At 42.3% G+C, this 13,309-nt stretch carries 11 protein-coding genes; 3 read left to right on the forward strand and 8 right to left on the reverse strand.

The window, feature by feature from the left end; genetic code table 11:
• Positions 1 to 69 precede the first annotated feature (69 nt).
• Positions 70 to 999 (reverse strand): pilin, encoded by a 930-nt coding sequence (locus JFC08_RS01705; RefSeq protein WP_045444200.1) that lies wholly within the window; start codon positions 997 to 999, stop codon positions 70 to 72.
• Between the two features lie 298 nt (positions 1,000 to 1,297).
• On the opposite strand from JFC08_RS01705, the gene trmB reads away from it, so the two are divergent.
• The 3 genes from trmB (at position 1,298) to JFC08_RS01720 (ending at position 5,424) form a co-directional block, all read left to right on the forward strand.
• Positions 1,298 to 2,149 (forward strand): tRNA (guanosine(46)-N7)-methyltransferase TrmB, encoded by an 852-nt coding sequence (gene trmB / locus JFC08_RS01710; protein WP_198329463.1) that lies wholly within the window; start codon positions 1,298 to 1,300, stop codon positions 2,147 to 2,149.
• Between the two features lie 1,029 nt (positions 2,150 to 3,178).
• Positions 3,179 to 4,231, forward strand: a complete 1,053-nt coding sequence (gene recA / locus JFC08_RS01715; RefSeq protein WP_055124705.1) for a recombinase RecA — start codon at positions 3,179 to 3,181, stop codon at positions 4,229 to 4,231.
• A 74-nt stretch (positions 4,232 to 4,305) separates the two neighbouring features.
• On the forward strand, positions 4,306 to 5,424 hold the full coding sequence (locus JFC08_RS01720) for a regulatory protein RecX (protein ID WP_198329464.1): 1,119 nt from the start codon (positions 4,306 to 4,308) through the stop codon (positions 5,422 to 5,424).
• A 63-nt stretch (positions 5,425 to 5,487) separates the two neighbouring features.
• Here JFC08_RS01720 and JFC08_RS01725 read toward each other — a convergent pair whose 3' ends face one another.
• The 7 genes from JFC08_RS01725 to JFC08_RS01755 form a co-directional block, all read right to left on the reverse strand.
• Positions 5,488 to 6,945: an anion permease gene (locus tag JFC08_RS01725; protein WP_198329465.1), complete on the reverse strand. Its 1,458-nt coding sequence runs from the start codon at positions 6,943 to 6,945 to the stop codon at positions 5,488 to 5,490.
• 307 nt (positions 6,946 to 7,252) lie between these two features.
• Positions 7,253 to 7,996: a YidB family protein gene (locus JFC08_RS01730; RefSeq protein WP_198329466.1), complete on the reverse strand. Its 744-nt coding sequence runs from the start codon at positions 7,994 to 7,996 to the stop codon at positions 7,253 to 7,255.
• 301 nt (positions 7,997 to 8,297) lie between these two features.
• A complete protein-coding gene (locus JFC08_RS01735; RefSeq protein ID WP_198329467.1) occupies positions 8,298 to 8,741 on the reverse strand; it encodes a hypothetical protein in 444 nt (147 codons plus the stop codon).
• A 92-nt stretch (positions 8,742 to 8,833) separates the two neighbouring features.
• Positions 8,834 to 9,115, reverse strand: a complete 282-nt coding sequence (locus tag JFC08_RS01740) for an FAD assembly factor SdhE (RefSeq protein WP_045444191.1) — start codon at positions 9,113 to 9,115, stop codon at positions 8,834 to 8,836.
• 29 nt (positions 9,116 to 9,144) lie between these two features.
• Entirely contained in the window at positions 9,145 to 10,041 is an 897-nt protein-coding gene (gene folP / locus JFC08_RS01745; RefSeq protein WP_198329468.1) for a dihydropteroate synthase, read from the reverse strand.
• Positions 10,042 to 10,261: 220 nt separating this feature from the next.
• Positions 10,262 to 12,157, reverse strand: a complete 1,896-nt coding sequence (ftsH, locus tag JFC08_RS01750) for an ATP-dependent zinc metalloprotease FtsH (protein WP_055124711.1) — start codon at positions 12,155 to 12,157, stop codon at positions 10,262 to 10,264.
• Between the two features lie 401 nt (positions 12,158 to 12,558).
• On the reverse strand, positions 12,559 to 13,191 hold the full coding sequence (locus tag JFC08_RS01755) for an RlmE family RNA methyltransferase (protein ID WP_045444188.1): 633 nt from the start codon (positions 13,189 to 13,191) through the stop codon (positions 12,559 to 12,561).
• Between the last annotated feature and the right edge of the window lie 118 nt (positions 13,192 to 13,309).

The raw sequence follows: 13,309 nt of genomic DNA on the forward strand, positions 1-13,309 counted from the left end.
TTATATATTTTAAAGCGTGTTTGATGATTCACAAATAGTCAGTGTCATGGTTAAATCATCAAACATGCCCTAATCGGGCATACAGCTTGCTGGTGCCAGTTTCTTATTTAGTGAACTTGTACAGTTCCAACTATCGCTGTCTGGCACATGGTAAAAAACCAGTGTCTGCTGATTTAGATAGCGGATAGGGAACTGAACATTTTGTATGGTCGCAATGACTGCACAATCTGTTTCTACTACGCCAGCGGCCTCTTTATCGATATCAATTCGTATCTGCTGAGTGCCTGTATCGATAGGCAAATCCATTGGACATTGCCCTGTCTGTTGATAAATCAGTGCCACACGATTTTGTGCCGTTTTGGCTATATCATACGCATCGAACAGCACTTCATTGGCTTTTGGCTTGGCAATAATTGGCAGAAACTGTATCTTAATGACCATTAAAGCAAAAGCAAAAATACCAAACCCCAATCCTAACCCAAATAAACTGACCCCACCTTCTCGGCGCAGATGCACCTTTTGCGCTGCTTCATCACGCGGATAATCATCGATAGCATCTGCAATCTCACGTCGCGCCATGCGGTAATAGTACGCATCCGTCCAACGCGCCACCATGAACGACCAAAATAACCAAATGATCGCGGCAATACCTATGCGTGTCGCCATCTGGTAAGCATCAGGGATGAAGGACATTGCCAAAAATTCAAACGCAACCAATACCAGTGCCACATTGAGCTGAATAAACGACCAGCCAGCCACGCTATAGACAATCGCATCCATATAGCGTTTGCGATAGAGGAGCCAAGGAAACGTCACAAAAAATGCTGCCCAATGCCATTTTGGCGACAGATAACCTTGCGCATCGAACTGCTCAAAACGTTTCAGATAATAATGCTGGCTACGGTGACCGATGAACCATTTATCAAGTTGTGTACGCTTAGCAGGAGTCAGCTGTTCTTGATAAAAAGGGGGCGGCGAATCCGTCTCGATAAATAGCATAGATTACCCCTATTAACGATGAAGAAAAATTTAAATCCATTACTCACTTTATATGATAACGCCAAAACCGATGTGCAGAATAGTAAAACGACAGATAAATACCGTTAATTCAATGTAAAAGAAAGTCAAGGTAACCGAATGCCAATCTATATGTGATACGTCAAACAAGGTCAGCGCTTTTACTTTTTTATGCTGAATGAACGATAACAATATTAAAAAAGTATTGTCCGTTCACAGCTGTATAGATTTAACTTATAATGAGCATACATCACCCATTTTATGAAGCCTTGTCAATCCTATGATTCCACATCCTGATATTAATGATAACATCGATAGTACGAGTACTACTGATGAGCAAAAAGTCCTCAGTACTAACACCGAAAGCCTTACTCATACTGACATTGAATCCCGTATTAGTAATGAGAGTGAGCCTGAAGAAAGCAAACATCTACGTATCGTCAATACTTTTATGAAACGACGTACGCACATGAATAAAAATGCCGAACTGGCACTGACCGCGCCAGAATTTGCTGAGTATCTGGTTAATAACAGTTTCGGTGATGGCAATCTTGATGGTATTGACAATCTACGAACGCTATTCGCTGATAGCCCTAACGGTAGTGAAGCACCGCTTACCTTAGAGATCGGTTTTGGACTGGGTGATTCGTTCATTGAGATGGCAGCAGCAGAACCTAGCCGCAATTTCGTTGGTATCGAAGTGCACGAGCCAGGTATCGGTAAATGCGCCTATATGGCAGGTACTCAAAATTTGACTAATGTCAAAATCATCAACGGTGACGCCATCCAATTGCTCAAGCAACTACCAGAAAACCATATTGATCGTATCCAGCTTTACTTCCCTGACCCATGGCAAAAAAAGCGCCATCACAAACGCCGCTTCGTCAGTGCTGAACGCATGGCGATTGTGACTCGTAGTCTAAAGCAAGGCGGCTGGTTCCATACCGCAACCGACTGGGAACATTATGCCTTCTGGATGGTTGAAGTTTTAGACGGTTTTACTGGTTTAACCAATCAAGCAGGCGCAGGTCACTTCACCGACCGCCCTGACTTTCGTCCAATGACCAAATTTGAGCGCCGCGGTATAAATAGTGGACATGGCGTTTGGGATTTAATCTATATTAAAGACTAGATTTGGCTCACTTATCTTCGGTGACTTCTGCATAGCGGCTAAATTATTTAGCCGCTTTTTTGTGCTTGCAAATTATCTAATGACAACATTACTTGATTTTTTTCAGCTACAACCCTTAATAGACAAGCTATAAGTATTTTCATTAAAAATAATAATTTTTTTTAATACGTGAAACATCGTCTATTTTCATAGAATTTTTAAATAAATAACGCTACATATAGCGGTAAAAAATATATTCCAGCGCCACACTCACAGGTCACCTACCTACTCAAACATTGATAGTATAAGGGATTCATGAGTTCTCCCCATAAGCTGTGGATAACCCTGTGCATAAGTACGCACTTGACAACAATTTCCCTAGATAGCTCAAAGGATGAGGTAAAATCGTTCATTTTTTATACAATTTAAAAAACCTTTTAAATCAGTAAGTTAAACGGTATTTCATAATACTGTAATTTATTTTTAATATATTTTTAAATTAAATTAATCCTCACTGATGTTTCACAAAAGCTAAATTTAGACGCTTTATTTCTTGTGGACAACTTTTAATGCTATTGACAAAGGGCGACATTATCCTATCCAAAATTAGGATGTATTCAGCAACTAGACTACACAAGTTATCACTTATATACAATGCGACAGTTAGTGTCGTTTAGCATCATTGAATCCTCTATATGCTCCTTGGTTTTTGTTATAATCACCTTATCTAATCAACCGCACTTTAGAAAACAGTTAAGGCTTAACGAGCATAATTTTACCTACAAATTACATCTGTTGCCGCTGATTATGAACTTAATTTTACTTTTATCGTTATTTGATTTTACTGTATAGTAGAGTGATATATCCTATATTACTGTTTACATCATCGATACCCTAACCCATTCATCATAGATAGACATTGAACGAACGCTGCCTATTATTTAGATAGCCATCAGCACTATTGAGCCGTTAACCTTCATAGCTACAAACATTTTATTTATCATACCAAATTTATAGTTTTAACCAATGATTGAAGACAAGGAATCCAGTATGGACGACAATAAAGCCAAAGCCCTTAAAGCAGCACTCGGTCAAATTGAAAAGCAGTTTGGTAAGAATACCATCATGCATTTAGGTGACGACTCAGCTATTATGGATGTCGATGTAGTATCAACAGGTTCGTTGGGTCTGGATATTGCACTTGGCATTGGTGGTCTACCAAAAGGCCGTATCGTAGAGATTTATGGCCCAGAAAGCTCAGGTAAAACGACCATGACGCTACAGGCGATTGCAGAATGTCAAAAACAAGGCGGTACCTGCGCCTTTATCGATGCTGAGCATGCGCTTGACCCTGTTTATGCGCGTAAGCTTGGCGTGAATACTGACGAGCTATTGCTGTCTCAGCCTGATAATGGTGAGCAAGCACTTGAAATCACCGACATGTTGGTGCGCTCTGGTGCTATCGATATGATTGTCATTGACTCAGTCGCTGCCTTGACGCCGCGCGCAGAGATTGAAGGCGAGATGGGCGACTCACATATGGGTTTGCAAGCACGGCTCATGAGCCAAGCACTACGTAAAATCACTGGTAACGCCAAACGCTCTAACTGTATGGTGGTATTTATCAACCAAATTCGTATGAAAATTGGTGTGATGTTTGGTAGCCCTGAGACCACGACTGGTGGTAACGCGCTCAAATTCTACGCCTCAGTGCGTATGGACATTCGCCGTATCGGTGCGGTCAAAAATGGTGATGAAATCATCGGTAACCAAACCCGTGTCAAAGTCATCAAAAACAAAATGGCACCGCCTTTCCGCCAAGCAGAGTTTGAAATTACTTATGGTGAAGGTACCAACCACTTAGCCGAAGTGATTGACTTGGGTGTTGAAATTGGTGCGGTTGGTAAAGCAGGCTCTTGGTATAGCTATGGCGACGAAAAAATCGGTCAAGGTAAAGCCAATTCTGTGCTGTTCTTAAAAGAAAACCCTGCGATTGCGCAGGAAATCGAAGCTAAAATCCGTGAAGAAAAGCTTGGATCAAAGAAAGAGACCAAAGCTGAAGATAAAGCCAATGAAGCGTTGGTCTCTGACCCTGTACAATAACGGCACAATGATTAATCGTTATCAATAATCATGACTTGTTATGAAAATTAAATTGTTATGAAAATTAAATTGTTATGAACATTAAAACCTTAGCTGAAATACTCGCTGAATCCGATGCCGATTCAGCGAGTAGTCCTACTATCAAATCAAAAAAACCGTCCAAATCTTCCAAACACTCTGAATCCTCCAAATTTTCTCAGCATTCCTATCAAGGCGATCCTAAAAAAACAACTAAGACGCGCAAACATTCAACTTACTATCATGAAGACCACTCATTATCTGACGATGCTGACTTTTCAGTAGAATCCGTTGAGGCTCACTCTTCTACCAATAAAAATTCTGCTCAAACCAAGAAACGTAAAAAACGTTTTCACCCAGCGGCTAACTTTAGCCCTGAGCCTAGTGACGTGCCTGCTTATCAGCAACCAGAAGCGCAAAGTATCAAAGAGATGCTGGCTGAAGTTAAACAAAATATTCATGGTGAACCAGACGATAGCGCGGCTACTGATAATGAATTTAACAAAGAATCACAGTATACAACCGATGCTGCCATTACCAACACTTCTGTGTATGGCACAGTCGACAGTCAGATGGATAACCTACCTGCTGCTCTCAAAGCCTATTTGCGCACGCCTGAACAACGACAAGCAGAAATAGATGAGGTCAAAGCCGAAAGTCGTTTACGTTGGTTAGCTTTTTATTATTTATCGCGCCGTGAGTACGGCAAGGCTGAGCTGAAGCAAAAGCTTATTGATAAAGAGCAAGCCCCAGATAAAATTGATGCGCTACTCGATGAGTTTGAAGAAAAAGGCTACCAAAGTGATTATCGCACGACGCTCATGCTCATTCGTGAAAATATCCGTAAAGGTCGGGGACGTGGGCGTATCAAGCAGGAGTTTTATCGTAAAAAGATTGCCATGCCCAGTAATATCGATGAGTTAATCGATATGGCAAATGCAGAGTCAGAAGAGTTTAGGGAGTTTGTAGATGATAGTGCAGATAATCTGGTAGATGGTGTCGATTGGCTCAAACTGGCAGTCACAGCGCGCACTAAGAAGTACGGCGATGACATCCCCACTGAACAAAAAGACAAAGCAAAGCAGCTACGGTTTTTGCAATATCGAGGCTTTCAGAGCGATATCTGTTTTGCCGCGCTCAATTATACATTAGACACATTAGATGAGCGCTTTTAAGCCACCCTCACCTTTTTTAAGAACACCTATCTGTACATAAGACAATATGACTTGAGCGATCTATTAATAATAGCCGAGCACTTTCCACCAAATCAAACCAGCACCGATCCAGATGACCAAATTGACCACACTCATAATCGCGCCAATACTCCACCACTCTCTTAACGTCACATAGCCAGAGTTAAAAATGACTGGCGCAGTACCAGTTGCATAATGCGTAAGCGTCATCATGATGTTGCCCGCTGCGGCTAAAATAAGGGCATATAACATCGGCGGTGCGCCCAAGCTTAAACCCACCGCATAAAATGCTGCAAATAATGCAGTAATATGAGCCGTGGTACTAGCAAAGAAGTAATGGATATATAAGTATACTAGGGTCAAAATAGTCACAGCCCCTATCCAGCCAAGCCCAGTCGTGCCAATCATCGATTCGATATTGCCAGAGAACCAGCTTATCAGTCCAAGCTTATTAAGATAAGCGGCCATCATAATAAGGGCGCCAAACCAAATAATGGTATCCCATGCTGACTTCTCTTTTAAAATATCGTCCCAAGTCAGTACCCCAGTCAATATTAAGGTCGTCAAACCAATAAATGCTGTGGTTGTAGCATCAACGCTATATTGCTCACCTAACATCAATGCGGGAATATTCGCCCACAATAACAGCATCAGAGCAAATACCCCGAGCATGATTTTTTCTTGGCTACTTATTTTTCCCATTTCTGCCAAATTTTCCTTGGCAAAACCTTTTGCATCGGGCGTGATTTTAACATCAGGTGGATAAATTATATAAATGACTAACGGCATCACAAGCAGGCATAGCATACCAGGTACAAACATCGCCACTGCCCAAGTGGTCCATGACAGCTGAATATCACCGCCTGTGGCTTTATTCACTAAATCTACAACCAGAGGGTTGGGCGCAGTAGCCGTGATAAACATCCCAGAGGTAATAGGATTGGCGTGGTAGTTCACCATCGCCAAATAGCGACCAATTTTGTTTTGAGTGCCTTCTTCTGGCGTCGAATGAAAGCTTTGCGCGATAGACTTCATAATAGGATGAATAATACCGCCGCCACGTGCCGTATTAGAAGGCGTAATAGGTGCTATCATCAATTCAGCTGCAATCAAAGAATAAGCCACGCCGATGGTTTTTTTACCAAAAATAGAAATAAAATAATAGGCAATACGTCGACCCAAACCCGTTTTTATCAAGCCACGCGATATCATGACTGCAATACCAATTAGCCAAATCAACGGACTTGAGTAGCTTGATAATGCATCACTAATGGCTTGTGCTGGGCTATCACTAGTCACGCCTGTCAGTGCGACTAGGGTGACTGCAATGATAGCAATGGCACCAATGGGTAATACTTTGCCGATGATGGCGACAATAGTGGCGATGAATAACGCCAGCATGTGCCATGCTGCAGGGGTAACGCCAGTAGGCACTGGTATCACAAACCAAATGATCAAGCCGACCAAAATGGCAACCGCTGCTTGAATAGGCTTAAATGGCATGATTAAGTATCCTTATAAATGCTTATACCATCACGCAGTCATATTATATAAAGGATCATCAAAGTAGCCACTGCGACAAAAGACTCAATGAATCATATGACCATCTTATAAGATTTATAGAATTATTTTTCTATTATTCACCATTTTTAACATATCTATTTAGAACAAAGAGTAAATATTCAGTAATTGAGTACCAATAGTAGGGTTAAACTAACAGCCATAAAAAAGAGCACGTTGGATAACGTACTCTTTTTCATAGTATTAACTTTGTGGCATTAACGATTGCGACTTTCTTTAAAAAATAAATTTATTTTAGCGCACCTAGTCGACTAGATAGTTGATTAATGATTTGATCAATCTCTTCATTGGCTTCAGATTCATTATCCAAATTGCCACTTGGTGTCAGCTGATTCATTACTTCTGGCAGCAATTCAGCAAGACCTTGACGGACTTCTACGTCATTAGCACCAGTATGTGCTGCAACCTGCTGAATCTCATTTTCATCGAACAACTGACTGATATCATTTGGATCAAGGTTGTCATTGTCTTGCTGGTTACTCATCCAAGAACGCGCTTGGTTTTCATAACCCATACCTGTGATTTTTGATAATGCACCACTCAAGCCGCCATTGCGTTTGATCCAGCTTAGTACCATTGGCATAAGTGCAGCGATTAGCATACCTTTACCACCGAATCCAGATTTTCTCGTTTGACTACCCATGGCTTGACCACCTAGCACACTGCCTAATATGTCTCCAAGACCTCCAGCATTAGAATTAACGCCGCCACTTTGATTGCCACCAGTGAGTCCACCGCCTGTTAACCCACCGAGAATATCATCTAAGCCAAAACCATTGTCTGGCTGACGATCATACTGGCGTGGATTGTAGCCACCAGTTTGACTACCACCGCCGAGCACGCTACCCAATATATCCCCAAGACCACCTGTACGACGTGGATCAATGCGTTGATTTACAGGATTACGCTGCACATCTTCAGGATCCATCGCACGACGGGCCACCTGACTAACCAAATTCCCTAATAAGCTCATTCTCGATTCCTTTTTGTCATATTATTTATTATCTATAAACCGCTAAAAACTTCGCTGCTAATTTAATATATTAATCAACAGCTCGATTTACTTATGCGATTCACAATTCTCTTGCAATATAACAAATCTCTTTCGCTATCCAGATAGGTGTTTTGTTATGACATGTAGGCGTTCGTAAATTCGTGGAAAAAACTGCTCATTGGGCGCTATAAAAAATGCTGTCTTAACTCGTATTTTCGGCGTTTATGTTAGGCATATTGAACATTCAACCATGGCACTGATAAGCACTATTTATAAGTACTCAATACAATCTAGCCAAAATATTCAACTCTCGCCATTGTTCAGGGCTCACTTGATCTCGAAAGATGGTTACTGATAAAGAGCGCTGATAAGGCTCTATAACATTGAATTCAAAGCTTATCGCCCATCGATATCCAGAGACAGCGATTAATTGTGCCTGCCATAGCTCATCACCGCGACCCGTACGGAGCAGCAGCTGCCAATATTGATCAACACGATGGCTAAGTGGTGGCTGGCTAAGGTGCAGCAGTATGGGTCGTGATAATGTTAAATAAATAATCACCGCGGCGGTAACGATTAAAATAAGCACATATTGCCATAACAGTAAAGAAGCAAGCCATGCCAGTACAACCATGACGGCGGTCAACCCACTATAAAGCAGCAAACGCAAATAGCTGGCAGGCCGAATAGCCGTATCAATACGCAACGAATTTGCCAAGGTCATATTTTATCACCAAAAAAAACGGCAGACTATTATGTTACTTAGACCCAGCTATGCCAGCTCTGAACAACCATTTTTTATATCTAAATCAGTCTTTAAGTCAAATCTTTGGTATGACGCCATGTTTTAATTTTATTGACTAACGCCCATATCTCTTCATTTTCTGGACGATTTTGATTGGTGAAATAATCCAACAAATCAGGGTCTTCATGAGTCAGCATTTCTGCAAACGTCTCTTGTTCAGCAGGCTCTGCCGTTAAGTAAATCTCTTTGACATAAAGGTCAATATAAAAGTCTAACTCTTTTAATCCGCGGCGTGCTTGATAGATAATGCGGCGCTGTTCATTGGTTGGTTCTGGCTGAATCGGGGTGGTCATAAAAGTACTCTCATTATTTTAAATTGGGATTAAGGATAATTATGCGCAGATAATTGACGCCACAAGGCGACCGCTTGCTGCATCATCGCCACATTATGGGTGCGTATAATGCCAGCGCCTTGCTGTAGGGCAAAGATACTAGCTGCCGTACCTACCACATCACGATCTACCGCGTTAGTAGTAGCAACGACTTCGACGCCACTCTTACTCAATACTTCCGCTAAAAAACGCTTGCGTGAAATGCCAAACATCATCGGTAAACCAAGCGCTTGTAGCCTGCCAAGCTGGCTTAATAGTGCACAATGATGCTCATAATTTTTAGCAAAACCAAAGCCTGGATCGATAATAATTTTCTCACGCTTAACACCAATTCTTGTTACTTCGTCAATACGCGATAATAGCTCAGCCCTTACGTCACTAATGATGTCGTCATATTGTGCCAAATTATTCATCGTTGTTGGCTCACCGCGCATGTGCATCAGCATGATGGGTATATCAAGCTCAGCCGCTAGTACTGCTGCACCCTCGCGTTTGAGTGCGCGTACATCATTCCAAATATCAGCACCAGCGTCAAAAGCCGCTTTCATAACCTCTGGATTACTGGTATCAATGGATAGCCAAATATCCTCCCCGCATTGCTGCCTAATGGCTCGAACCACTGGCACAACACGTTGCATCTCTTCAGAAGTGCCCACAGCATCCGCATTGGGGCGAGTAGACTCACCGCCAATGTCGATAATAGTCGCACCTTCTTCTATCATTTGCTGACAATGCGCAACAGCCTTATCTATCACATTGAACTGTCCACCGTCTGAAAACGAATCGGGTGTGACATTAAGAATACCCATAATATGAGGCTGCGATAGATCTAGTGTTTTATCACGACTTGATATCTTATAGCTGGGTAAGGGCTGAAATAAGGACATAACCAAATTATCTCTCATCAAAACATTCTAATTATTGCAGACTGCTTGTTATGCACTGTGCTTGTTATGCACTGTGCTTGTTATGCGCTGTGCTTGTTATGCGCTGTGCTCATGATACCAGTAAACTCTATTTTGTACTAAACCCTTCACGAAATATGGACAACAAAAAAAGCCCTTTATGATAAAGGGCTTCTCCTATTGGATATGAATCAACTGACAACTACATCGCTGGTAACGGTGGCGGTGTTGAGTTGGTTGTTTTAATATCATTTTTCGATAAGTTGACTTCATTGTGCTGATAAACTCTAGGTGGACGAGGGTCTTCACCTGCTAAGATATCTTGCAACTGATCACGGTCAATCGTTTCCCACTTCATTAGAGCATCTACCATCGCATGCATTTTTTCTTGATTGCCTTCAATCAATTCGCGCGCGATATCATATTGCTCCTCTAACATACGGCGAACTTCTTCATCGACCTTTTGCTGCGTGGCTTCTGAAATCGTACGACTGCTAGAGCCAAAATAGCCTTGCGAGCTGTCTTCGTCTTCATAAACCATAATACCAAGTGCGTCAGACATACCGTACTTCGTCACCATGGCGCGAGCCATCTTGGTTGCACGTTCGAAGTCGTTAGAAGCACCCGTCGACATTTGATTGATAAAGACTTCTTCAGCGATACGACCGCCGAATAAGATAGCAATATCGCTCAGCATTTTTGATTTATACATACTGGTTTGGTCATGCTCTGGCAACTGCCAAGTAACCCCAAGCGCAAAACCACGCGGCATGATCGTTACTTTATGCACAGGATCGGTACCTGGTAGTAGCTCAGCGACTAAGGCATGACCTGCTTCATGATAAGCGGTCGCACGGCGCTCCTCTTCACGGATGACCATTGATTTACGCTCAGGACCCATATATAGCTTGTCTTTTGCATCTTCAAAGTCATTCATATCAACGCTGGTCTTGTTGCGACGTGCTGCAAACAATGCCGCTTCGTTGACAAGGTTGGCCAGCTGCGCACCACTGAAACCTGGTGTACCGCGAGCCAATGCATTGGCATCCACACCGATAGTATTCGGCAGCTTTCTCAAATGCACTTTAAGAATTTGTTCACGGCCTTTGATATCTGGCAAGCCCACTTGTACCTGACGGTCAAAACGACCTGGACGCAATAGCGCTTTATCAAGCACATCCGCACGGTTGGTCGCGGCAATGACGATTACGCCTTCATTGCCTTCAAAACCATCCATTTCGACCAATAATTGGTTCAGTGTCTGCTCACGCTCATCATTACCGCCACCCATACCAGAGCCACGATGACGACCGACCGCATCAATTTCATCAATAAAGATGATACAAGGCGCGCTCTTTTTAGCCTGTTCGAACATATCGCGTACACGTGAGGCACCGACACCGACAAACATTTCAACAAAATCAGAACCTGAGATTGAGAAGAATGGCACTTTAGCTTCACCAGCAATGGCTCTTGCTAGTAGCGTCTTACCAGTACCTGGAGGGCCTACCATTAAGATACCACGTGGAATCGTCGCACCAAGCTTGGTAAATTTATCAGGGTCGCGTAAAAACTCGACCACTTCAACCACTTCTTCTTTGGCCTCTTCACAACCAGCCACATCTTCAAAGTTCACCTTGATTTGGTCTTCAGTCAGCATTTTAGCTTTTGACTTACCAAAGCTCATAGGGCCGCCGCCCTTACCGCCAGCGCCGCCTTGCATGTTACGCATGAAGAATAAAAACAGACCAATAATCAATAGAATTGGGAAACTGGCTATCAGTAATTGCATCAAGACGCTTTGGCGTTTTGGGGCAGTCCCTTGGACTTCGACTTGGTTCTCACGCAGCAATGGCATGAGCTCATCATCTGACACAGCTGGTCTAATGGTCTCAAATGATGAACCATTTTTCTTTTCGCCGGTGATTTGCTCGCCATCGATTTCAACGCTGGCTACTTGGTTTTCTGACACGGCGGTCACAAACTCAGAGTAGTTAAGGCTATCCGGCTCGGATGATTGGTCAAAGCCGCTAAACACCAGCACCAAAACGCCGATTACCACCAGCCACAATAAGGTATTTTTTACCATGTCGCTCACTAGTTATTCCCATCCCTTACTTATTGGTGTGTTTATTAAACACGTGACGTCTATAAACGTATCGCTCATTTTTTAGTAAATATATTCATAGCCAAAATTTATAAGTCAGACTCATACAACTCAAATGCTGCATGGGGACTGTTTTCACAAGTTATAAATATCAATGACCTATATATCTATCGTAGATGAGCACATCAGGCGCTTATTGTCAGACGACTTTGCCTAAAACATATGCTTGAAACAAAGTTAATATACCATGATATGTGGTGCTAACCTGCATAATTCAAGCAGGTTTCGCTATTATTCAGTTAACGATTGTAGCGGGTTCAATACGCTCATGAGACTATGTTATGGTGACACATTATCTCGCTTACAATGGCTATAACATAACGACGTTATGATTATTTAATCGCTATCCAAAACATCTCTTTTGACCGTGGTCGTGATGCACCTGGCTTGATACTACGGATTTTACTAAAATCCTGCTGCATCTGCTTGCGTAATTCTTGTGTGCCTTCACCTTGAAACACTTTCATAATAAGTGCGCCACCTTCTGGTAAGGTTGCAAGCGCGAAGTCCACTGCCAGCTCGCATAAATACATCATACGTGGCTGATCGATTGCGCTGTTTCCTGCCGTATTTGGTGCCATATCGGACAGCACTACATCGACCTGCCTATCACCAACCTCTGCCATGATCGCATCAAACACTTCTGCTTCGCGAAAGTCGCCTTGAATAAAGGTCACATCAGGCAATGTATCCATCGGCAGAATATCAGAGGCAATCAAAATGCCTTTTTCGCCTACTAGCTGACCTGCCACTTGAGACCAACTGCCTGGAGCACTGCCCAAATCTACAACCGTCATGCCTTTTTTAATAATATTGGTTTTTTCATTAATTTCTAATAGTTTATAGGCGGCACGGGCACGATAGCCATCTTTTTGCGCTTTTTGCACATAATGATCGTCAATATGCTCTTTCATCCAAGCGCTACTACTCTTTGACAGTTTTTTATTTTCGATACGCGTGGCCAAAATACCTGCTCCTATTGCTTTGCAAAACATTCATACATATTACTGAATTAGCTAAAAGATTTATGAAGCACTTTCGATATGGGTTAAATTCATTCGAATATGCTATCAATCAAGATTT

It is taken from the genome of Psychrobacter cibarius, assembly GCF_016107535.1.
Classification (GTDB): Bacteria; Pseudomonadota; Gammaproteobacteria; order Pseudomonadales; family Moraxellaceae; genus Psychrobacter; species Psychrobacter cibarius.